The organism is Nitratireductor sp. ZSWI3 (genome assembly GCF_024655565.1).
Lineage (GTDB): Bacteria > Pseudomonadota > Alphaproteobacteria > Rhizobiales > Rhizobiaceae > Nitratireductor.
Genome location: NZ_JANKOF010000022.1, coordinates 34,775 through 58,169, shown reverse-complemented (window position 1 = coordinate 58,169; position 23,395 = coordinate 34,775). Strand labels below are relative to the sequence as shown.

Annotated in this window: 19 protein-coding genes; 8 read left to right on the top strand and 11 right to left on the bottom strand. The window is 61.5% G+C overall.

Annotation, left to right across the window (positions count from 1 at the left end; genetic code table 11):
- Together NUU27_RS09695 and NUU27_RS09690 are read left to right on the top strand one after the other, a co-directional pair.
- On the top strand, positions 1 to 571 hold a 571-nt coding region (locus NUU27_RS09695; RefSeq protein ID WP_257761896.1), incomplete at its 5' end, for a hypothetical protein.
- 219 nt (positions 572 to 790) lie between these two features.
- Positions 791 to 2,536, top strand: a complete 1,746-nt coding sequence (locus NUU27_RS09690; RefSeq protein WP_257761895.1) for a recombinase family protein — start codon at positions 791 to 793, stop codon at positions 2,534 to 2,536.
- Here NUU27_RS09690 and hflC read toward each other — a convergent pair.
- The 11 genes from hflC to NUU27_RS09635 all read right to left on the bottom strand — a co-directional run bounded on the left by hflC (position 2,498) and on the right by NUU27_RS09635 (position 16,781).
- Entirely contained in the window at positions 2,498 to 3,529 is a 1,032-nt protein-coding gene (gene hflC / locus NUU27_RS09685; protein WP_257761894.1) for a protease modulator HflC, read from the bottom strand. The genes NUU27_RS09690 and hflC overlap by 39 nt on opposite strands.
- The gene (hflK, locus tag NUU27_RS09680; RefSeq protein WP_257761893.1) at positions 3,526 to 4,590 is read right to left on the bottom strand and encodes an FtsH protease activity modulator HflK; all 1,065 of its coding nucleotides are present in this window, start codon (positions 4,588 to 4,590) and stop codon (positions 3,526 to 3,528) included. The genes hflC and hflK overlap by 4 nt, the downstream gene beginning before the upstream one ends.
- Before the next feature lie 173 nt (positions 4,591 to 4,763).
- Positions 4,764 to 4,982, bottom strand: a complete 219-nt coding sequence (locus tag NUU27_RS09675) for a hypothetical protein (RefSeq protein ID WP_257761892.1) — start codon at positions 4,980 to 4,982, stop codon at positions 4,764 to 4,766.
- A gap of 323 nt (positions 4,983 to 5,305) precedes the next feature.
- On the bottom strand, positions 5,306 to 6,052 hold the full coding sequence (locus tag NUU27_RS09670) for a hypothetical protein (protein ID WP_257761891.1): 747 nt from the start codon (positions 6,050 to 6,052) through the stop codon (positions 5,306 to 5,308).
- Positions 6,049 to 6,567: a hypothetical protein gene (locus tag NUU27_RS09665; RefSeq protein WP_257761890.1), complete on the bottom strand. Its 519-nt coding sequence runs from the start codon at positions 6,565 to 6,567 to the stop codon at positions 6,049 to 6,051. The genes NUU27_RS09670 and NUU27_RS09665 overlap by 4 nt, the downstream gene beginning before the upstream one ends.
- Positions 6,568 to 6,691: 124 nt before the next feature.
- Positions 6,692 to 15,127, bottom strand: coding sequence for a GH36-type glycosyl hydrolase domain-containing protein (locus NUU27_RS09660; protein ID WP_257761889.1), 8,436 nt, complete (start codon positions 15,125 to 15,127; stop codon positions 6,692 to 6,694).
- A 206-nt stretch (positions 15,128 to 15,333) separates the two neighbouring features.
- Positions 15,334 to 15,639: a hypothetical protein gene (locus NUU27_RS09655; RefSeq protein ID WP_257761888.1), complete on the bottom strand. Its 306-nt coding sequence runs from the start codon at positions 15,637 to 15,639 to the stop codon at positions 15,334 to 15,336.
- Between the two features lie 6 nt (positions 15,640 to 15,645).
- On the bottom strand, positions 15,646 to 15,924 hold the full coding sequence (locus NUU27_RS09650) for a hypothetical protein (RefSeq protein ID WP_257761887.1): 279 nt from the start codon (positions 15,922 to 15,924) through the stop codon (positions 15,646 to 15,648).
- Between the two features lie 60 nt (positions 15,925 to 15,984).
- Positions 15,985 to 16,239, bottom strand: a complete 255-nt coding sequence (locus NUU27_RS09645; RefSeq protein ID WP_257761886.1) for a DUF1488 domain-containing protein — start codon at positions 16,237 to 16,239, stop codon at positions 15,985 to 15,987.
- Complete coding sequence (locus NUU27_RS09640; RefSeq protein WP_257761885.1) at positions 16,236 to 16,595, bottom strand: hypothetical protein; 360 nt, start codon at positions 16,593 to 16,595, stop codon at positions 16,236 to 16,238. The genes NUU27_RS09645 and NUU27_RS09640 overlap by 4 nt, the downstream gene beginning before the upstream one ends.
- A gap of 33 nt (positions 16,596 to 16,628) precedes the next feature.
- On the bottom strand, positions 16,629 to 16,781 hold the full coding sequence (locus NUU27_RS09635) for a hypothetical protein (protein WP_257761884.1): 153 nt from the start codon (positions 16,779 to 16,781) through the stop codon (positions 16,629 to 16,631).
- 1,122 nt (positions 16,782 to 17,903) lie between these two features.
- Here NUU27_RS09635 and NUU27_RS09630 point away from each other — a divergent pair.
- The 6 genes from NUU27_RS09630 (at position 17,904) to nhaA (ending at position 22,979) form a co-directional block, all read left to right on the top strand.
- Positions 17,904 to 18,254, top strand: coding sequence for a hypothetical protein (locus tag NUU27_RS09630; RefSeq protein ID WP_257761883.1), 351 nt, complete (start codon positions 17,904 to 17,906; stop codon positions 18,252 to 18,254).
- Between the two features lie 261 nt (positions 18,255 to 18,515).
- Entirely contained in the window at positions 18,516 to 18,725 is a 210-nt protein-coding gene (locus NUU27_RS09625) for a cold-shock protein (RefSeq protein WP_257761882.1), read from the top strand.
- Positions 18,726 to 18,742: 17 nt separating this feature from the next.
- A complete protein-coding gene (locus NUU27_RS09620; protein ID WP_257761881.1) occupies positions 18,743 to 19,087 on the top strand; it encodes a hypothetical protein in 345 nt (114 codons plus the stop codon).
- A complete protein-coding gene (locus tag NUU27_RS09615) occupies positions 19,087 to 20,115 on the top strand; it encodes a fatty acid desaturase (protein ID WP_257761880.1) in 1,029 nt (342 codons plus the stop codon). The genes NUU27_RS09620 and NUU27_RS09615 overlap by 1 nt, the downstream gene beginning before the upstream one ends.
- A 462-nt stretch (positions 20,116 to 20,577) precedes the next feature.
- Complete coding sequence (locus NUU27_RS09610; RefSeq protein ID WP_257761879.1) at positions 20,578 to 21,663, top strand: putative zinc-binding metallopeptidase; 1,086 nt, start codon at positions 20,578 to 20,580, stop codon at positions 21,661 to 21,663.
- Positions 21,660 to 22,979 carry a Na+/H+ antiporter NhaA gene (nhaA, locus tag NUU27_RS09605; RefSeq protein WP_257761878.1) on the top strand — a complete coding sequence of 440 codons (1,320 nt, stop codon included), beginning with the start codon at positions 21,660 to 21,662 and terminating at the stop codon, positions 22,977 to 22,979. Before NUU27_RS09610 ends, nhaA begins: the two co-directional genes overlap by 4 nt.
- Positions 22,980 to 23,395 lie beyond the last annotated feature (416 nt).

Here is a 23,395-nt window from a genome sequence, read left to right as displayed (position 1 = left end):
GGTCTTCTACACTCTATTTGAGGTATCGGCGCGCTGGGGCTGCACGCCTACCGACATTGCGGAGTGGGCGGCCTTTGAACGCCTCGAGCTGATCACCAGCGTTTCATTGATCCAATCCAGAGCAGGTCCGATTGCCGGCCTGGTAGCGCTGCACGCCGCCGACATCATGCCCATGTTCCGCCGGGACGGCACTGGGCCGACGGAGGTACGTGTTCATCGCGTAAAGCAGCATGACCGTACGGAATGGGAATTCATCACCGAACCATCCGGAGGCCTTGTGGTCGCCAAGGCTGACATCCTGATAAGCGCTGCCGAAATGGCGCGTTTCGAGGATGAGAACGATATGGTCCGCCGCCCCTCCACCGCACCGAGCGCCTACAAATACGATTGGGACGCGATGTACGTGGCCGTCATCAAGCGCATTCACGAGCATGGCCTGCCGGAAACCCAGGCAGAGTTTGTCGGCGAGTTTCAGGAATGGTTTTCCCGCCGCTCGGAGAATGGCGATGCCCCCGACGAGCGCACAATCCGCCGCCGCCTGAATCCCATCTGGCGAGAGCTGCGTGCGTAATCCGGCACTTCCGGTGGCGCGGGCGCGGACGCGCGCCGCCACCTCGCGCCATCCTGCCAATCCTCTGCGGTGACAGTCTCGCTGTCAGTCAAACGGCAGAGAACAGCACGCCTATGGCAGGCCGCAGCAGCACAGAGCGAAAACCCCAACGGCCCGAACTGGAGCCTGAAATCCGACGCATCGTCATAGCGCTTGCACTTGACGCGGCGCGGCGCGATCATGTCGCCCAAATCGCCGCCAACTCCAAGCAAAACGACGACGATGCCTAAAGCCGCCATCTACGCCCGCTTTTCCTCCGACCTGCAGCGCGACCGCTCCATTGAGGACCAGATTGCTGTCTGCCGCGATTACGCAGACCGGATGGGCCATGAGGTGGTGGAGGTTTATGCCGACCGCGCCCGGTCGGGAGCATCGCTCCATGGCCGCGACGGGATGCTACGCCTTCTCGCCGATGGCCGGGAGCGCATCTTTGACGTGGTCATAGCCGAAACGATGAGCCGCATCGGCCGCGACGAAGGCGACCGCGCCAACATCCGCAAGCAGCTCACATTTTCCGGGGTTAAGATCATGACCCCGACCGATGGCGAGGTGACGCGCCTGACCGATGGCATCAAGGCCATAATTGACAGCCAGTACCTCGAGGACTTGAAAGTGATGATCCGGCGCGGCATGGCGGGCGTCACTCGAGACGGGCGCCATGCCGGCGGGCGCGCTTACGGTTACCGGCCGGTGCCGGGCAAACCGGGCGAGTTGGAAATCCATGAAGAAGAAGCGCAGGTGGTGCGCCGGATCTTCGAGAACTATGTAGCCGGCAAGTCCCCGCGCGGGATCGCTGGCGAACTCAATGCCGAACGCCTCCCGCCACCGCGAGGGGTGCGCTGGAACGCCTCGACCATCAACGGCAACAAGACGCGCGGTCACGGCATCCTGCTCAACCCGCTCTACGCAGGCGAGATCGTCTGGAACCGGGTGCGGATGGTAAAGGATCCGGATACCGGCAAGCGCATCTCACGGGTTAACCCCGAGAACGAATGGATGCGCGCCGACGCACCGCACCTCGCCATCATCGACCGCCCCACCTTCGATGCTGCCCAGGCGCGCAAGGGCGAGCGCACACATATGAGCCAGAGCCGCCGGCGCGCGCCCAGGCACCTGCTCTCCGGACTGCTCAAATGCGGCTGCTGCGGCGCGGGCATGTCGATCAAGGACCGGCGCGGCGGACGGGTGCGCGTACAATGCACGGCATCAAAGGAAAGCGGCTCCTGCGACCACCGCACGCCCTATTTCCTCGACACCATCGAGCCGGTGGTGGTCGACGGTCTGCGCGAGCGACTGGCCAGCCCCGAGGCCATCGCACTCTACCTCAAGACCTACAATGACGAGCGGCGGCGCCTCGCGGCGGACAGCATCAACAGGCGCGCCAAGCTCGAGGCGCGGCACAGGGCGGTGTCCTCCGAACTCGAACGGGCCATCCAGCTAACCATCAAGGGAGTGCTCGCCGAGGATGATGCCAAGGCGGAAATCGCCCGGCTCAAGGCGGAGCGCGCCACCATCGTCGCGGAACTTGAGCAGACCGACGAAGCACCGAAGGTGGTGGAGCTGCACCCCGCCGCCGTCCGCGCATACCTCGACGCGATCGAGCGGCTGGCCACTACTCTTCGAGAGAATGGCGAGCACGGACACCAGGAGGCCTATAAGCCGATCCGCGATCTGGTCGATAGCGTGACCATCCAGCCGATGGTCAACGGCCCCTTCATGATCGAGGTAACCGGCCACCTGCAGAAACTCATCGGAGGCGCGCATTTCCCGCACGCAAGGCTGGGGGGGTATGGTGGTAGCGGAGGACCGCTACCGCCAATACAGTGCTGCAATCGAGTTCATGTGTTGACGACCCAAAGGGCAGACCAACCGCAAAGCGAGGACATTTCAGCGGAGCACGTCACGTGCGACCTCGCCGCCATTTGATGGCTCGTTGCCAGGGGCGTTGACTGCGTTGTCGGGATCCATACCCTTGAGAAACTTGAATAGCTCGCTATCCGTGGACAGGACAAGCGTCGTGTTCTCGGCAATCATCGCCTTGTACGACTTCATGGTTCGCGTGAATTCGTAGAACGCCACTGATGCAGGAGTTTGATTGTAAGCCCTCGCGTAGATTTCGGTGGCTTTCGCGTCGGCAAGGCCCCTGATCTCTTCGACCTCGCGATAGGCTTCCGACTGAATCTTGTTCAGGTCGCGGACGCGGTTGCCGCGGATTCTGGCTGCCTCGCCGTGGCCCTCCGACAAAAAGCGCTCCGCGATCTGACGGCGCTCGCTGATCATGCGGTCGTAGATCTTGGGTCGGACGCTTTCATTGTAGTTGATCCGCTTGAAACGAATATCGAGCAACTCGATACCGAACACCCGAACCTTGTCGGCAGCGGCAGTGAAGATCTCTTCTTCGACCAGTTTGCGCCCCTTCTGAATCGGCACGAGAGATCCAATATCCTGCTCCCGTTCCGCCTCGGTCAGGAGCGCGTCGCGCAGGGGCTCGCGACCTTTGGTGGTTCGGATGATCTCTATCAGTTCGTGCTTGGCGACGGCGTTGCGGGTTTCACTGCCGAGGATGTCGTCGAGACGGGACTGGGCGCTGCGCTCATCATGCAACCGGAGAAAATACTGGAGGGGATCGGTGATCCGCCAACGGGCGAAGAGATCAACCGAGATATAGAGCTTGTCCTTGGTCGGCATGTCCGACGGGTTGCCGTCCCATTCGAGGACCCGCCGGTCGATCGGATTGACTACCTGGATGAAGGGCATCTTGAATTTCAGACCGGCTGTGGTCACCGGGTCGCCAATGGGCTTGCCGAACTGGGTGATGATCGCCTGCTCGACTTCGCTGACCGTATAGATCGAACTCACCGAAACATACGTTCCAACGGCAAGGAGCGCCACGACGGCTATGACTGCTCCCTTATTCATGGCCTCTCTCCCTGTGGCGAACCGAGATTGAGCAGCGGCAGAATGCTGCGTGTCTGCTCATCGACGATGATCTTCGAGCGGAGTCCCGGCATGACGTCCTGCAGGGTCTCGACATAGATGCGGCGGCGCGTAACCTCGGGGGCCTTGTTGTACTCCGTCAGCAAGGCACCGAACCGGGCGACATCGCCTTCCGCCTCATTGATTCTTTTCAGGCGGTAGCCGTCGGCCTCACGGATGCGCTGATCCTTCTCGCCCTCGGCCAAGGGTATCACTTTGTTATAGTCACGCCGGGCCTCGTTGATCAGTTTCTCCTTCTCCTGCTGGGCCTGGTTCACCTCGTTAAACGATTCCTGTACCGGCTCAGGCGGATTGATGTTCTTGAGCTGGACCTGATCGATGCTGATCCCCATGGCGTATTTGGTGGAGAGCGCCTGCATCTTGTTCAACGCCTCGGACTCGATCTCTTGACGGCCGATTGTGATCACCTCGTCGACGGTGCGGTCACCTACGACCTCTCGCATGACGGATTCGGAAACATAGCGCAGCGTTTCACTCGGCTCGCGGACCTCGAAGAGAAATTTGACGGGATCCGAAATGCGGTACTGGATCACCCATTCCACCAATGCGGCGTTCAAATCGCCGGTCACCATCTGGGTCTCGCGCGTCGCTTCCTGTGGGCGGGGACTTTGAAACGGATCTGCAGCACCAGGGGTTGTGAAGCCAAACTCCTGTTTCAATTGCCGCTTGACGGGAACGATCGTTGCCGTATCGACCCCCAGCGGTATCTTGAAGTGTAGGCCGGATGGGACCTCCTTCAGGTACTTCCCGAAACGCTGCACAACGGCGACGGAGTCGCTTGGCACGGTATAGTAGGTGGTCCATGCCCCCAGTGCGACAAATGCGAGCCCGGCAAAGATCAGCAATCCACGCGGGTTGCCGCCGGGCATGAACTGTTTGAGTCCGTCCTGCGCCTGTCGGATGAAATCTTCGAGGTCGGCGCCGGGCTGGGTTCCGCCGCCCCAGGGGCCACCTCTGCCGCCGTTCTCGTTCTGGGATGACATTATGGTATCCTTTCATGCCCATGCACTGCATTGGTTCACGAACTTGGCCTGATGATGGGCGGTGCTCCATCATGGCCGCGCTACGCGTCGCGTTTCGTGCGCGGGATGATTCATCACGCGTTCAGCGGAACTCAGCACCTGCCGAAACCGCTCGGGAGCCTTGCCGTAAAGTGTCAGAACCGCTTGCCTTGCATCCAGGCGCCGACATCCAGTTTCGCCTGTTCATCTGTGATGCCGCTGCGCGTCTTGACCATCGATCCGAGCTGACCTTCTGTCTTGATCGTCGAGCAATCGAAATTGGTCAGAAATGGCCACTTTTGCTGCGCGTCTTTCATATAGGACTTCTTGCGCGCGACAGTGTCCGTGCTTTCGCCGCCTCGAAATCCGAACATGATTGATCTCCGCGAGAGCGGGTGATTCCAAAACACTCCTGTAAGGAAAAAGAGTTTATGAAGCTGCTCTCTTATTTTATATATGCGTAATTTGGATCTTTTCAAGACAACAAAAAAATAAATATCGCATTCCCGCGAAGTAAAAATATTAGAAGTTTTTGAGTTGAAGTCATTTTTTGATCATGATGTATTATATACTCAGAAATATTATATGCTGCGTGACCTGCGCAGATAACGAGAATTCGATAATAATATTGCTCCGGTCAAGCGCATCATCAGCCCACCGGCATGACGCTACATTCGTTGAATTCGAAGTCGAGTTGTCAGGTCTTCCCTGTTTTTTGTTCCTTGGCGTGCCGCCTGGCGCCTTTCGAGTCGTCTTCCGCCCTGTGCTGCGACTCGGCGGATGAATATCCTCCGATCGCTCCGCCCTCATTGTCCCACCGCTCGAGCGCCATTCGCTTGGGTGTTACGGAAGCCGCAGGGATGTCAAAATTAACATCGAAACCCGCGGAAGAAGCTTCGCTGGCAATAGCATCCAGAAGACCGTCATCCGAGATTTCGAGGTCGGGAAAGATGCGCCGTACCGCATCCAGCGCTTCCGATACCGCAAACGGTCGGGTGTTTTTCTGGCATTCGCTGAGAAATGCGCTGATCGCGGCCCGCACATCGGCGGGAATATGATGTGTCCTCCTTGATTCGTTCATGGCAGTGCTCTCAAGTCCAGCTGCAAGGTCGTCCGCACGCAATGATTTCGCGCTCACTTCAGCAAGTTCCGCCTCAAGCATAGAAATCCGATCAGCTGCCTGACGCATGAGGTGATCTGCATTGACGATGTAGCGGATCGTGTTGTCGACTTCCGCATCGGCATGCCGCCTTAGCTGGTCAATGAGGCGGTCCGTCGGCAGAAAGGAGAGATACGCCCTTATGCAATCCCGCATTCCTTCGGCCAACTGTTCGGAGCTTTCAGCGCGCAAGTCTGGATAGCGCGAGGCATCGGACCCCACGGCCGCCAGGTAGGCTACCAGTCCAGCATCGAGCGCGCGCTCGTCGAGGTGAATCGGGATCATCTTGTGGACCCCACGCTCGAATGTTCCAGCGCCATCGTTCGTACCCAGTGAACGGCCTCGAAAGGCTTGCCGTCATCCACACGTACCCAGTGCCCGCTGCGGTCATCCGCACCGCAGCCGGGGACCCAGGAGATGACGGCCGTTTCGCCAACTGCACTGCGACCAATTAGTGTCTCCTCATCGTGGGGTGCGGCGGTCATTGGATGGATTGTCTCGGCCGCGTTGAACTCCTCTTCGGGTGACGGGAGCATGTGCTCTTGTCTGTGGGAGGGCGCGTCAGCTTCGGCCCTCCACCGGCGAGACGAACGGTCGAGACTGTTGTTTAGGGAAATGTGCTTGGCCAATAGGCTGCGCAAGTCCGCCTCGATCGAGATTCCATCCGCAAACGCGTAGATGAGCAGGCGCGCCTGGGCGGTCTCGATATCCAAATCGCGGTCACGTTCGATGACTCGAAACTCGCTAAGCAGCCGTTCGATCATCGTCAGGTTGTCGGAAGTGAGATGGTTGGAAGACATGGCGTCCTCCTTAGGTCAGGGCTAGGGCGCAAAGGCCACCCTCAATCGACGGCGCCCGTATAAGTAACCGCCGACACTTTTACCATACGCTATTTCTGCGTTAATCGCAAAGTGATTCAGGAGCTCAACCGCCGGATCGCATTAAACTGAGGCTGTGTTCGTACCCGTCCAGCGGAACGCGCACATAGACTCCCAGGTTCTGCAATGCCTTGTTGTCCATCACTGCGGACCATGTATCAGAGCCTCCTTGCATCGCGTTATCCACGCGGATCTCGTAGCGGGTCGACCCCACCTGCACGGTGGCTTCGAAGCCCGGCCAAGCCGACGGGATACACGGATCAACAACGAGGAATTCCCCCTCGCGCCGAATGCCCAGAATGCCTTCGATGCCGGAACGGTACATCCACGCGGCGGAGCCGGTGTACCAGGTCCATCCGCCCCGGCCGACATGCGGCGCGACGGAATAGACGTCGGCGGCAACGACATAGGGTTCGACCTTGTAGCGTTCGATCTCCTCGGGCGTAAGCGCGTGGTTGATCGGATTGAGCAGCGAGAACAGATCGTGCGCCTTGTCGCCAGCACCCGACTTCGCAAAGGCCAGGATCGCCCACATGGCCGCATGGCTGTACTGCCCGCCGTTCTCGCGCAGGCCCGGCGGATAGCCCTTGATGTAGCCGGGGTCGCGCGGCGTCTTGTCGAAGGGCGGCGTGAACAACAATGCCATGCCGTCTTCCCGGCGGATAAGATGCTTCTCCAGCGATGCCATTGCCGTTGCCGCCCGGGTCGGATCGGCGGCGCCCGACAGGACGGCCCAGGACTGGGCGATGGAGTCGATCCGGCATTCTTCGCTGTCCTTCGAGCCGAGCCATGTGCCGTCGTCGAAGGTCGCGCGGCGATACCATTCGCCGTCCCAGGCGTGCTTCTCGAGCGCCTTGCGCACCGAGGCTGCGTGGGCGCGCCAGCGTTCGGCGCGTCCCGGGTCACGCCCTTCCGCCAATGGCGCGAACAGCTCGATTGCGCGCAGCAATAGCCAGCCGAGCCAGACGCTCTCGCCCTTGCCGCCTTCGCCGACACGGTTCATGCCGTCGTTCCAGTCGCCGGTGCCGATGAGCGGCAGGCCGCGCTTGCCGGTGAGTTCGAGGCACTGATCGAGGCCACGGGCGCAGTGCTCGAACAGCGAGGCGGATTCGGCCGCCTCCGTGGGATGGAAGAAGGCATCGTGCTCGCCGGGGCTGAGCGCCGGTCCGTCGAGGAACGGAACGATCTCGTCCAGCACTGCGGCATCACCCGTTGCATCCATGTAGGTCGCCGCCGCGAATGCGAGCCAGACGCGGTCGTCGGAAATCCGCGTGCGCACACCTTGCCCCGACTGAGGCAGCCACCAGTGCTGGACATCGCCCTCGACGAACTGCCGACCGGCCGCACGCAACAAATGGCGCCGCGTCTCGTCGGGCCTTGCCAGCGTCAGGGCCATGCCGTCCTGAAACTGGTCGCGAAAGCCGTAAGCGCCGCTCGCCTGGTAGAATGCCGAGCGCGCCCAGATGCGGCAGGCGAGCGTCTGGTAGAGCAGCCAGCCATTGAGCATGATGTCCATCGCGCGATCCGGCGTCTTGACCTGAACCGCCTGCAAGACGTCGGCCCAGTGATCCGTCACCTCCCGGAGGACCGCATCGAGATCGGCCGCACGATAGCGCGCAAGCAGAGCCTGGACCTCCTCCTGCGAGCCGCACTGCCCGAGAAACGAGACGATCTCGACCGTTTCGCCCGCGCCGATCTCGATGGTCTGTTGCAGGGCCGCGCAGGGATCGAGCCCGGCGCCGGTGAGCCCGGACAGCGGCCGATCGCCTGCGAGCGCGCGAGGCGCCGAGGGATGGCCATAGCGGCCAAGGAATTCGGTCCGGTCGGCGGTCCAGGCGGTTTGCCGTCCGCAAAGGTCGGCAAAGGCGATGCCATCGGAGGAATTGATGCCCCAGGGATTGCGCGCCAGCATCGCGCCGGTGGCCTCGTCCATCTCAGTCACAAGGAATGGTGCCGTGGCGCTGCGCGAGGTGCCGAGCACCAATTCCGCATAACTCGTGACCGACAGACGGCGCGGGCGACCGGAAAGGTTGCGAAGGGTCAGGCGCGAGATCTTGATGGGGTCGGCAAGCGGCACATATTGCAGGAGATCGAGCGCGATGCCGTTCGCCTCGTGCTCGAAACGGCTGTAGCCGAAACCGTGGCGCGAAACATAAGCGCCGCCGCCGCGGATCGGCTGCGCGGTCGGGCTCCAAAGTTCGAGGGTCTCTTCGTCGCGGATGTAGATCGTCTCGCCGCTCGCATCGACCACGGGATCGTTCGACCATGGCGCAAGCTGGTTCTCGCGGCTGTTTTCAGCCCAGGTGTAACCGTTTCCCTCCGCCGAGACCTGGAAGCCGAAACCGGGATTGGCGATCACATTGATCCATGGCGCGGGCGTGACGGCGCCGCCCTTGAGGATCGTCACATATTCCCGCCCGTCCTGATCGAAGCCGCCGAGGCCATTGAAGAACTCGAGCGGTGACGTGTGCGGCGCGGAGGGCTCGGGGATCTTCCGCCCAGGCTTTTGCAGGAGGGAGACGGAGGAGTGATTGCCGGCTGAGTTCGGCAAATGATCGAGCTGCTCTTCTATCGATCCACGTCGCGCCGAGAGCGTGACACGGGCAATCGAACGGAGGCGCGCGCGCGCCTCGGCGCTCATCAGATCCGCGCGAAGCGCAAAGACGGAGCCTTGCGCCAGCTCCAACCCGAAGTGCGGCCGCGACTGGCTGCTGCGCACTGCGGTCTCGATGGCGATTTGCAGATCCTGCGTATAGGAGGATGCGCGCTCGTTGACGATCACCAGGTCGACGGCGAGGCTTTTCATGCGCCAATATTCGTGGGCGCGCAGCAGCTGGCGAACCTGGGCCATGTCCTCGGGATCGTCTATGCCCAACAAGACGATCGGCAGGTCGCCGGAAATGGCGAGATGCCACAGGCTGGATTGCGAGCCGGCACCGCGGACAATCTCTTCCGACGGCGCCCTGTGGCGCGGGTCGACGTAGATGATGGGTGCGGCCAGGCGCTGAAAATCCGCGGCCTCTCCGGCGTCGATATCAAGATGGCGAAGCTGGACCTGCCCTTGCGTCCACGCCAAGGTCCTGGCGCGTTCGAACGCGCTGCGATCATGGTGCTTGTCGATCAGGTCCATGAGTTCGGCGCGCGACGATGCGACGACATTCCAGTATGCGATGCGCGCGACCCTTCCGGGCGCGATCCTCACCCGCTGGCGCAGCGAAAAGATCGGATCGAGAACCGTGCCCACCGTGTTCGAGAGCGCCTTATCTTCCGCCATTGCCGCTGCCGTGCGAATGGTGTTGCCGCGCCCGATGAAGCGGGCGCGATCGGTCTCGTATTGCGGATCGGAGACGATCTCGCCTTCAACGACGGCGAGATGGGCAGCCCAAACCTGCGGTTCGGCATGCGAGCGCTGGCGCCGCGTTGCGATGAGTGCGCCGAATTCGGCGACATGTTCGGTCTCGACGAACATTTTGGAGAACGCCGGATGCGCCGTGTCGGCGGCCGGCGGCGCCAGGACGATTTCGGCGTAGGATGTGATCTCGATCTCGCGCGGCCGCCGCCCTGCATTGCTCAAGGACACGCGGCGCACCTCGCAATCGTCTTCGCCGGAGACCAGAACGTCCATTGTGGTCGTCAGCTTGCCATCTCGGTGGATGAACTGGGCGCGATCCTCATCGAAGATGATTTCGCGATTGTTCCCCTCGACGCCGAGGGGCTGGGCACCGGCGGACCAGACATCCCCGCTGTGGACATCACGCAGGAAGATGAAGGAACCCCAGTCGTCGCGGGTGGCGTCCTCGCGCCAGCGTGTGACGGCGATGTCGCGCCAGCGACTGAACCCCGCTCCCGCGGCGGTAAGCATCACCGCATAGCGGCCATTTGACAGTAAATGGGTAACCGGAGGGCCAGCCGTGGTCGCGGCGATGCGGCGGTAGGTCGGGATTTCCGTGCCCGCCGTGGCCGGGGAAACCTTCACCTCTTCGGCTTTCGGATGTCCGATCGCGACGTTGCGGGGCATGCGCTCCTGCAATAGGAGTTCGCTTGCCTGGATCATCGGTTCGCGATGAAAGCGGGCACGCATCTCGCCATCGTGCAGCGCGTTGGCGATGGCGACGATGGACATGCCCTGATGATGGGCCATGAAGGTGCGTACGATGGCCACGTTCCTCTTCTCGGGGAGTCGGGAGCGGGTGAAATCAAGCGCTTCGAAAAAGCCGTAGCGGCCGTTGGCGCCCATCTGTGAGAGACGGGCGTAGTTTTCGCGCGCACCGTGCGGGTCTATCATGGCCGCAAGCCCCGTCGCGTAGGGTGCGACAACCGCGTTCTCTGAGAGACCGCGCTTCAGACCGAGACCTGGAACGCCAAAGTTGGAGTACTGATAGGTCAGCTCTATGTCGCGCGCGTTGTATGCGGACTCGGAGATCCCCCATGGAATGTCGAGTGATCGCGCGTAAGCCTGTTGGCGCTCCACCACCAGCCGATTAGTCTGTTCGAGCAGGCTGCCTGCGGGAGCGCGCATGACGAGCGACGGCATCAGATACTCAAACATGGAGCCGGACCACGAAATCAGCGCCGATGCATTTGCAAGCGGCGTCGCGGCCCGTCCCAGGCGAAACCAGTGCCGTGTCTCGACGTCGCCCTTGGCGATGGCGAAGAGGCTCGCAAGCCGCGCTTCCGAAGCGAGCAGATCGTAACAGCTCGGATCGAGGCTATCGTCGGCTAGGGAATATCCGATCGACAACAGTTTGCGTTCGGGATCGAAAAGAAATGCGAAGTCCATCGCCAGCGCCATCTCGCGCGCTTGTGCGGCAAGCGCCTGCAGCCGGTCCTTCAGGACCTGGTCTGAGGATCGATCCTGCGCGTGTTCGACCACCGTCTTCTTGAAGGATTCGATCCAGAAGACGAGATCCGGGCCGCAGTCTTCGGCATCCGTCGGGATCATGTCGCGCGCCGCAGCGGCAGCCTTATCCGCGAGGCGCGTCAGCACAGGCGACAACGCCTCGAGCGTTTGGGGACCTTTCAGCTGGGCTTCGATATCATCGAGCATCAGGGAGAGTTGTACACCGCGTTGGTCGCGGGCGGCGGACAGGGCGCCGAGCGCATGACGCGCCAGTTGGAGATTGTCCGTCATACCGAGCCGCACATTTGGCGGTTCATCATTGTCGGCCCACTCCTCGCATGCGTTGGCAAGGACGATCAGATGTCCGGCGAGGTTTCCGCTGTCGACCGACGAGATGTAGGCGGGTTCGAGGACACGAAGGTCCTGCGTCGCATACCAGTTGAAGAAGTGACCGTTGTGCCGCGCGAGCTTGCGCATGGTCTGCAACGTGGCTTCCAGCCGCTCCACGGTCTCGACCGTACCCGCCCAGCCGAAGTCGCGGGCGGCAATCGCGGAGATGAGATAAAGCCCGATATTGGTGGGCGACGTCCTGTGCGCGACAACAGGCTTCGGATCCTCTTGGAAATTGTCCGGGGGCAGCATGTTGTCATCGGGCGTCACGAAGGTCTCGAAGAAGCGCCATGTGCGGCGCGCGATCAGCCGCAGTTCAGTCGCATCCGGGTCGGAGATCGCAAGGCGCGGCCCGTCTCTCGGCGACCGGCTCGCCCACAAGGCGACCGCCGGCGCTGTAAGCCACAACAGCGCGAAAGGTAGGACCAGCGGCCAGGAGGAAGGCGAAAGAGCCATCGCGCCAAGGGCCATAACAAGTCCAAGCAGCGTGCCGGATGCCATGCGGCGATAGAAACCGGCGAAGTTCAGGCGCGGGCTTCCCTTCGATTGCGCAGCCGTGGTCCATTCAAGCAGATGGCGGCGGGACCAAAAAAGCCGGACCAGCGTTCTGACGATGGCGTCTACCATCCGCCATGCATGGTCGGGCAGGAAAACGATGGAAAGGGCGCTCTGGATAGCTGCGAGCCGCAGGTCTGCGGCAAGCGTTGCGAAGTGATTGCGCATACGAATGCCGGCGCGGTGCGGCACGAGGGTAAAAAAAATCGGCAGGAAGGTAGGGATCGCGACGGCTACAAGAAGAAGCGCCGTTCCCGTGATCGCGGCCGGCAGCGGCATCAGCCAGGTGAGCCCCAGCGCAAGGACGGTGAACGGCGCCAAAAGCGAACGCCTCAGGTTGTCAAGCATCTTCCCGCGGCCGATGGATGGAACCGCCGAATGTCCTCTTAGCAGCCCCGTCACCCAGGGTAGGAGCTGCCAGTCGCCACGCGTCCAGCGATGCTGACGCTTGGCGGCGACGTCGTACCGTGATGGGAATTCCTCGATCACCTCGACATCTGAAGCCAGGCCGGCGCGCGCGAACACGCCCTCGAAGAGATCGTGGCTGAGCATCGAGTTCTCCGGCACGCGGCCGGAAAGCGACGCCTCGAAGGCATCGACATCATAGATGCCCTTGCCGGTATAGGTGCCTTCGCCGAAGAGATCCTGATACACGTCCGAGGCGGCAGCCGCGTACGGATCGATGCCTCCGGGGGCGGAGAAGACGCGCTGGTAAAAGGATCCTTCACGGCCGACCGGGAGCGAGGGGGTGACGCGCGGCTGGAGAATACCGTAGCCATCGACGACACGCTGCTCGGCTTCGCTGAAGCGCGGTCGATTGAGCGGATGCGCCATCTTGCCGATCAGACGATGCGCGGCATCGCGCGGCAGCCGCGTGTCGGCGTCCAGCGTGATGACGTAGCGCACATCCGGCGGCACCTGCGGCGGCCTTCCGTCTATGGGCATGAAGGTGGTGTCGTCGGCGCCGCGCAGAAGCCGGTTGAGTTCGTGCAGCTTTCCGCGCTTGCGTTCCCACCCCATCCATTTGCCTTCGGCCGCGTTGTAGACGCGGCGCCGGTGCAGGATGAGGAAGCGGCTCCCGCCGGCAGCGGGTTCGTGACGCCGGTTCAGTGCGGCGATCGCCTTGGCGGCACTATCGAGCAGTCGGGCATCGTCCTCCATGACTTCCCGATCCGCATCCGTCCCGTCGGTGAGGAGGGCGAAGACGAGGTCGCCGCCGACGCCGGAAAGATGATGGACCTCGAGGCGTTCGATCTGTTCCAGAAGGTCCGCTTCGCTGGTCAGAAGCGTCGGCACCGCGACTAGTGTGCGCAGCGATGGCGGAACGCCTTGCTTGAGCGCCAGACCGGGCAGGATGGTCGCGCCGAAGCTCCAGGTCATCGCACGGTTGACGAGGGCGGTCGCCACATCGGTCGCGGGAAGAAATCCGATTAGGGCGAACAGCACGAGCCAGCCCGTGTCGAGCCCGGAGCGCGAAAGCGCCCACAGCGCGAGAGCCAGCACCAGCGCCGTGACAAGCAGGATCGCTCCCATATAGCCGCCAATGCCGAGGCGGGCGTTGAGGCGGCTGATCCGCAGCCGCGGCGGCGGCCGAAACCGGATTGCCCGCTCGAGCGCGGGTCTGCCCTGGGCGATCAGGTGGTAGCCGGGATCGCCGGTGCGTTCCGCGCCGGCCGGATCGCCCGCCTCACGCGCCGCATCGAGTGCTTGGTCCACAACCCCGAGTTCCGAGAACGAAGAGCCGCGGGCCAGTTGCTCGATCGCGTTCCTGTAAAGGTCGCGGGTCGGGAAATCCATGCCGGCAAAGGCGCTTCGCGCGCGCAGCCGCTCGTCTACAAGGCTGACGCTCTCGAAAAGCTCAGCCCAGTCGATATCGGAAATCAGCCGCATGCTGGTGACGATGTTGCGCACGGTGACATTGGATGCGCCTTGCCTCTGCTGGGCATGCTGCACCACCTCGTCGACCGACACGCCCTGATGTGCGAGACGCTCTTCCAGCCATCCGAGCGCCGGCGTCGTTTCGGGATCCTGATTCCTCAATAGTTTGGCCAATTGCGCGGCGAAGACTTCGGACAACGGTTCCTGTGATCGGGAGGCGATATCCGTTTCGAGCGCAGTCCTGCCACAGCCCGAGAGGAGAAGCCGCTCGGCCAGCGCTGCCGCATCCGCGCGCGCCGCGCGGCCCGCGGTCATCTGGTCGGCGAGCCGGCGCAGGTTTTCGATGAGAACAATGCGCAGGGTGATCGCAACGGCCCACAACTCACCGATCGTCAGGGGCTGAACCCGCTGATAGGCCACGAGAAATCGCCGCAGTTTCTCACGCTCGAACAGGCTGTCGGTATGCGCCACGAATGCCCATGCGAGCCCGAGAACTCGCGGATAGCCCGCAAACGGTCCCTTGCTCAGCTTCGGCAGCTGACGATAGTAGCCGGGAGGCAGGTCATCCCTGATCTCGTGGATTTGCTCCTCGACCAGATGATAATTGTCCAGCAGCCATTCGGCGGCCGGGACCACACCCCTGCCGCTCTCCAGTTCCGCGGCACTCGCCCGATAGGCGGCGAGCAGAACTGCCGCATTGTTATTGAGCCTCTTGTGCAGGGACAGGACAGCTGGCGGCCGGTCGGTCACCGGCTGCGCGGCGGCGAGGCTTTGCGCGTGCTGCTCGAGCCGCTCCGCGCTGAAAAGCTCCTCCCTCACGGGCGCTCCATCGTTCCACGGCGGCAATGAGGAGCGATGCCAGTGTAGGCGGGGGGTCGATTTCAAGGAGTGCCTTTCCAGCCCGCGCGCGTACGCCGAACAGCTGATTTGTTGAAGTGTCGGCTCCCGTGCGGTTTCGGGCAAGGAGACGGGTCAATCTCCCAACTTGGATCGATCGACGATCACATGCCGAGGAGATCGGACGGTCAGTGGCGCCATTCGGATTGTGGCGGCAGGTCGCCGGCGACATCCACATGCGCGGCATCGCTGGCCGCCGGTAGATGCTTTTCGGAGAAGCGAAGGCGCAGAAGCCGTCCGTTGCCCGTCAGGAGATGGAGATCCTCGCGGCCGAATACCTGCCGCAGAGTATCGGGAGGCATCCGGATTTCGCCGCTGCCAATCACTTCACCCGGCTTCCTGAGGAAACCGTCGAAATCATAGACCACGCGGGCAAGTGTCTTGCCCCCACCTTTCAGGACGCCGGTTCCGTGAATTCCACCAAGATGCTGCATGGCCGACTACTCCTCGACAGTCCGGCACGCGAGCGCATCCGCGTCCAATGCCGCTGCCAGTTCCTCCGGATCGACCTCCACCACCTGATGTCGGCTGCTTTTGATGGAAATCGCCGGAATGTGCAGCATCGTGGCCGTGCGCCGGTAGGCGAGAAAGGAAAGACCGAAGATTTCTTCTTCGTCGATCACCAGGCGATAGGTTCCTGCCGGTTGCCGAGTGTCAAGGGCGTTCAGCATGAACGGTTGCCTGAACGTGACCTTTGTGTCGGTGGTGCGAACGGTCATGGCAGCATCCAGTTCTTCTGGCGTATTTGCATCGAGGGTGGGTCCGAGGAAGCCACAGGGTTACCGGAAGTCCGCCGCCGTTAGCACATATACGGACCTGCGGACGTTCCCGTAGATTTCTCGCGCGACATCGTGGATCGTGGTGCGGGCCGCATCGAATGCGGCCAGACAATGTGCTTCGCCGGCCGCTGTAGGGCGGAGCGCATCGGCCTCCACGAAGAACGGCACCTCGAACATGCCGTCATGGCCGATAAAGCGAACACGCTGCCCGGCTTCGTCATAGCTGCGGCTTCTATTGGGGAAAGTGAGTGTCATGATCGGATACCTCGTTGGCATTGGAAGGAGAAATTCACTGATCGCGGCCCTGCGGCTCCTGGTAAGGACGAGCGGGCGACAGCGCCGCCTTCATTCTCCCAAATGCTGATCTCGCGAGCGTCATAATCCATTCCGGCAACATGGCCGGACCCGACCGCCGCGCAATAGAATGCGTTTCCCTGATCGTCAGAGATCGTGACGATGTCCGGTTCTTGCGGCATGGCGAGTGAGCACCGCAGTGATGCGGCCAATTCGATCGCCGCCTCCGTACCGATCACATCGCGGCTGACATGGCCAACCTTTGCGCGAGCGTCGTCGACCGCGCGGACTCTATAAAATTCGATGACAACCTTCATCCTGATACCTGCCGGCGGAATGCAATCCCGCTGCTAACCAGGCCGGGCCTTCTCCTTGCCGCGGGGTGTGTTGCTGTTGCCCGCTTGCTTGACCTGACTGCCGAACGGCGCCTCCATTTGCGCAGGCTCCTTCTTCTGCTTCGGCTTTCTTATCTCGCGATTGCTGCGCTTTTGTCCCTTGGCCATTGTCAAACTCCGTTCTTCGGTTGCGGCACAGCCCGGCCGGGCTGCGCCTCGACACTGCGAAACGATGATCTGTCATGCTCTTCACCTGACCGGTGCCGCAGGTGGTGATCGTGCGGGATTGTCACAATCCAGTCGCCGTAGCGCGCCGTGTTTGAAACGTGCAGGCAGCAAGCGCCGACGGTGCGGTCGTCGGCTGCCCGGCTGCCTGTCATTCTCGGCGCTGCGATCGATCAGGCGGATGGTCGGTTGCGTAAAAACTGCCTTCAGCGCGTCGAACAACAACAGCGAAGGGAACGATTTTTATAAGCGTTCTTTCTTGAGACCGCGTCTTTGAAGCCACACCCTCATATAGGTTCTACGGCGGATGAATAACAGGAGCGCCGGTACGATTGTTCAAGAACCAGGGATTTCCCCGGTGCAGGCCCTGTGCCACGTGGCTTCGCTCATCGGCTCGCCTTTCGGTTTCTGGTAGTGGATGTCGGAGACGCGGTCGCGCTTCTCCGGCATCCCGCGCCGTTCGAGCGATAGGCCCGGTGCCAAGACCCGACATGGTTGCTCAAAAAGTGATGCTGGTCAGGACCGCGTATAGAAGAGCGCTTCCTGCACCGCCGATCATGAGGAAGAGCAGCCAGAGCGTCGGATCGGTGCCCAGTTTGCCGAGATATTTCATGCGACGGCGTCCACCATGATCGTCATGGTTGCCAACGTCGGATGTTGTGGATGTAACGAGGCGGAAGACATGACTGCCCTCCTTCCTTGGCTGGGGCGGGGGCGCCACATAGGGCGACCCTCAATCGGCAGCGCCCTGTTTGAAGCCGCCGACGGATCAAACGGTACCAGTATTCGTCCTGGAAGGCGAGGATATTCGCTGGAATCGCGCACTGCCGTTGGGCGGTTGGTTCTGCCCGCGCGGATCTCTCAACGAACCGGCAGGTGCCGGTCTGCATCGTCGCCCATGACGGTTTTAACGGAATTTTGCTTGCTGTTATGTTTCGTGATACGCTTTCACCACTCGCACGCGATCATGCGTGCTTGTCCTCACTCTGATTGGACAATCTCATGGAATCCCCCGTATGGACGAAACCCGCCCTCGTTGGCGCGGGTGTTGGAGCTGTGACGGCAATGATCGTCGGGTTCAGCTGGGGCGGTTGGGTCACGGGCGGTACCGCCAGTGAGATGGCTGCAAAGGCATCCCGGGACGCCGGCGAGCAACTGGTCGCTTCGATTTGTGTCGAAGCCTTTGTCGCCGACCGAAACGCCGCCGGCAATCTGGTTTCGCTCAAGGAAGCCAAGACCTACGAGCGAGACAATTTCGTCGAGGACGGAGGCTGGATCATCGTTCCGGGCCTTGAGAAGCAGATTACTGGCGCCGCGGACGTATGTGCGCAGCGGCTCCTGGCTCTGGAAAGCCTGCCGGAAAGGGTGGTCGTGCCCGAAGCATCCACCACCGATACCATGCCCACCGAAGGTTGAACCCGAGCAAGCGCCTCGCGATGCCGCAAACGGCTCCGTTGCGGCGGAGCCCTCGCGTGACCTACCAGATAGTTGGCTGTGTGATGGAACCTTGTCTTGCGGACCGGTGAGGCTTATATGTTGGAGATCGATCTTGTTTGCCGAACTTTGTTTCCGCGCCCCAGGCGCTCTGCTGATCTTCCCTCTCAATGTCGACCTACATTGTTCTCCGTGCTCCGTGCACGGCGAACATTCTCTATGACTGATTGAAAGGAAATCGTCATGAACACTGGAACCGTAAAATTCTTCAACGCGACCAAAGGCTTCGGTTTCATCCAGCCTGACGATGGCGCTTCGGACGTTTTTGTCCATATCTCCGCCGTCGAACGCGCCGGCATGCGCACCATCGTGGAAGGCCAGAAGCTGAGCTTCGACGTTGTCCAGGACAGCCGTTCGGGCAAGGGTGCTGCGGATAACCTGCACGTTGCATAAGCATTCGTCTTCGAGACGTGACCACGGATGTACTGGCACGGATCGTCGAGACGAGAGGAGAGGTCGGGCTTCTGCCCGGCCCTTTTTGCTTTCAACCCTGTCGGAAGGAGACCGACGACATGGCTGTAGCCATAACCAAGGACAATCTGTTCCGGCTTGTGCGGCCGGGCCCGCAGACCAAGGCTGAGATCACGAACAGCACTGCGCGCGCGATCATCCAGGCGGAAGCCGACAGCCGCGAGGCCAAGACCCAAGGGCTGCGGCAGGCCCGTCTGCAAATGGAAGCACGGCAACCGAAGCCTGCGCCGGCCAAAGGCCGCGGCAGAAAGGTGGCCGGGCGCATGCGCAACCCGGAAATCTGATGAAAAGCAACATTGACGGCGGTGCGGCCGTTGAACCAAAGGGCGCCTCCTGGACTACGGTTCTCGCGCAGTATCGCAAACCCAGTGCGATCCGCAGTACGGTCGAGATCGCCACAACGGCGCTTCCTTTTGTCGCGCTGTGGGCATTGACGGCGGTGGCTGTTGCAAATGGCTATTGGTGGGGTCTCCTGCTGACGGTCCCTGCGGCCGGCTTTCTGGTCCGCCTCTTCATCCTGCAGCACGATTGCGGCCATGGCGCCCTCTTCGCAAGTCGCGGCATCAACGATTGGACCGGGCGCGTGATCGGCGTCTTCACGCTCACGCCTTACGACTACTGGCGCCGCACCCATGCTGTCCACCACGCCACGGCGGGCAATCTGGACAAGCGCGGGATCGGAGACGTCAATACGCTTACGGTCGGGGAATATCGCGCGCTGTCCTGGTGGGGACGCGTACGCTATCGGCTCTATCGCCACCCTGCGGTGATGTTCGGTCTCGGTCCGGCCTGGCTGTTCATCTGCCAGTACAGATTGCCGCTCGGCCTCATGCGGGCCGGTATCCAGCCCTGGACGTCGACGATCGCCACCAGTATCGGAGCAGCGCTTCCGGTGGCTGGCCTGATATGGCTGATGGGGATTGGCCCCTTCCTCATGGTGCAAGTGCCGGTCACCCTGATGGCGGCAACCGCCGGCGTCTGGCTTTTCTACATTCAGCACCAGTTCGAGCAGACGCACTGGTCGGACGGCGAGGACTGGAAGTTCCAGGATGCCGCGCTCTACGGTAGCTCGCACTATGATCTTCCGTTCCCGCTTCGCTGGATTACGGGCAATATCGGAATCCACCACGTCCACCATCTGGCTGCGAAAGTGCCGTTCTACCGTCTGCCCGAGGTGCTGCGGGATCATCCCGATTTGCGGCACATCGGCCGTATCACGCTTCTTCAGAGCCTCAGCTGCGTCAAACTCGTGTTGTGGGACGAAAAAACGAAGCGCCTCGTATCGTTTCGAGAGGCACAGATGGCCACCTGATCTCCAGCGCGTCCGGCGCGAAGGGACCTCTCCTGGCGTCGTGACGAACCGCCGTGATCCGAACTTCCAATCGGTGCTTCGGTTCCATTGTCCGCCCCGATTGTTGCGCGGACTATGACCACGCCTAGTCGACGCAGTCTTCCGTTGCGAGGTGCGGTCGATCAAAACCCGTTGTATCGGATGTCTCTCGAGGTGGCCTGCTGCCCTCTGTAGGACTTGTCATCCAGGGCGATAAGAACTGACCGACATGCGGTTGGCTGTTATGCTTGACCGAACGTGGTCCTGGCGGGAGCCAACATCAGGCTAACGAAGTGCAGGACATGGAAATCCGAGAAATGCGGTCCATCCTATGCCCTTGTCTCAGAAATCGGCACCAGCTCTTCCCGAGGTGCTTGGCGCCTGCGGGCGCTCCCTAACAACGATGTTTCAGGTCTGTCATTCGGAGTTCTTGAGGATCCGATCATGAAGCTTTTCGAGTGCCAGCAATGCGGCCAGTTGCTTTATTTCGAGAATACCCGGTGTGAGCGCTGCGGGCACGTCCTAGGTTATCTGGCGGAACGATCGATATTGAGTGCGCTGACGGGCATAGGCGACAAGCGCTGGCGTCCGTTGGCCGTTTCCGACGAAGAGTACCGCTTCTGCACCAATGCCGACAATGGCGTCTGCAACTGGCTGGTAGCTGCAGATGGTGCGGATGCATTCTGTCCTGCCTGTCGCCTCAATCGGACGATACCCAATCTCGACGCTACCGATAACCTCCTGCTCTGGCAGCGTCTGGAGACGGCAAAGCATCGGCTGGTCTATGGCCTGTTGCGGTTCGGATTGCCACTTTCAAGCAGGTTCGAGGATGCCGAGCAGGGCCTTGCATTCGACTTCCTTGCCGGCTCGGGCGGTGCGTTTCAGGAAGGACCGCCGGTGCTCACAGGCCATGCGCAAGGACTGATCACCATCGACATCGCTGAAGCCGACGATGCCGAACGCGAACGCCAACGCCGCGACATGGTAGAGCCGTACCGGACGGTTCTCGGCCATTTTCGTCATGAAGTGGGTCACTATTATTGGGAGCGCCTTATCCGGAACGGGGTTTGGCACGAAGCCTTCCGGGAGATGTTCGGCGATGAGCGCCGCAACTATTCCGCGGCGTTGGCCGCGCACTATGCGAACGGCCCGCTGCGCGACTGGCAGGAACGTTACGTCAGCAGCTATGCCGGGTCCCATCCTTGGGAGGACTTTGCCGAGACTTGGGCACACTATCTGCACATTGTGGATACGCTGGAGACCGCGGCTGCATTCGGCCTCCGCGTCCAACCCCGGATCGGTCGCCACCCCGTAATCGAGATGGATGTCGACTTCGATTCCTATGAGCAGCGTGACTTTAATGCGCTGATAGCGGCATGGCTGCCGTTGACCTATGCGGTCAACAGTCTCAACCACAGCATGGGGCAGCCCGACCTCTACCCCTTCGTCCTGACGCCGGCGGTTATGGGAAAGCTGCGCTTCGTCCATGGATTGATCCACGGGACCGGGGCGAGTGAAGAACTGTCATGACCGATCGGAGCAGCACGGACCTGCCGCATGCGATAGCCGACCGCGTTACCAAGCCGTTCGCGCGATTTCTGAAGATCGAGGCGGCAGCAGGAGGACTGCTGCTTCTTGCAGTGCTTATCGCGTTGCTCCTGGCAAACTCACCATGGTCGGCGCAGTTCCTCGAGCTGTGGGAAACGCCGATCGGCCTTCATTTTGGTTCGCTGGATTTCAGCCGTTCATTGCGGCACTGGATCAACGATGGGCTGATGACGTTCTTCTTCTTCGTGATTTCCCTGGAGCTCAAGCGAGAGATTGTCCTTGGTGAATTGCGGAACCTACGAACGGCAGCGCTTCCTTTCGCAGCGGCCCTGGGTGGTATGCTCATTCCGGTGGCCGTCTATTTGGCGTTGATGGGCGGTCAACCGGGACTGCACGGATGGGGGACCGTCATGGCCACCGACACGGCGTTCGTGATCGGTTGCCTGGCACTGTTCGGCTCCCGTATCCCGCCAGCTCTGCGCGTGTTTCTGTTGTCTCTGGCAATATTCGACGACGTCGGGGCAATACTGGTGGTGGCTATAGGCTACGGCGAAGCGTTGAATTGGTTCGCGCTCGGCCTCGGCATGCTTGGACTTGGCACAGTTGCAGGCGTTGCCGGCCTCGGAATTAGAAGCGTTCCCGTCTATTTTCTGCTGGGAGGCGTAGTGTGGATGTGCTTCGACGCATCCGGCATCCATGCGACGATCGCCGGTGTTGTTCTCGGCTTGATGACGCCGACGCGTGTATGGGTAAGCGACCAGCGTCTGCGTGCGATCCTCGGGCGTGTGCTCGCCTATCCGGGAGGCGAGCGTTTGAGCGGCGACACCACGAACCGCCGCGATCTCCGACAGGCGAGCAGGGCGGTCGCGGAATCGCTTTCTCCGGTGGAGCGGCTGGAGACGATGCTGCACCCCTGGGTGGGCTTCGCGGTTATGCCTGCCTTCGCCCTTGCCAATGCCGGCGTGGCGATCACTGTCAAGGATGTCGGCCAGTCGGTCTCACTGGCGATTTTTGCAGGTCTGGCTCTGGGCAAGCCGGTCGGTGTTTTCGGTTTCAGCTGGCTTGCCGTCCGTTTCGGTCTGGTCGACCGCGCGTCCAGCTTGAGTTGGCCATTCCTGGTTGCCGGCGCCTTCCTGACAGGTATCGGCTTCACCATGTCTCTGTTCATCGCCGACCTTGCATACGTCGCGGCAATGCTCGATGCCGCCAAGCTTGGTATTCTAGCCGGTTCCGTCTTTTCAGCCGTGGCCGGCCTTGCGACGCTTGCTTGGTTGACCTCGCGAGAACGAGCTACCTGAATGTGAAACAAGTATTCACGGCAAACTCGGCAAGCGGTGGTCTATCGTCGGTATCGGTAACTCCCTTTCGGTCAGATTGAAGTCGCGAACGTCACTTTATCAACAGGCTTGATGATCACCCCAGGCCAGGTGGAAGCGACAACCAATTCTTCACCTTAACCGCCCAGAACTTTCGGCACGAATAGGCCCAGCACCGGCGCTGGTCACGGGGCCCGTATCCCGGTTCGCGCGATAGAGATCGTTGCATCCGCCATACATCGGCTTGCAGGACCCCATGCGATCCGGCGAGGTGCTGATGGATTAATCCTCTCGCGAACGCGGGAGAAGCGGAAAAACGCGGCCGGTGGCAACATTCCAAGGCCGGTCATCGCGCACATAGATCCACAGATGGTCTTTTCGAACTGCCCCAAAGCGGA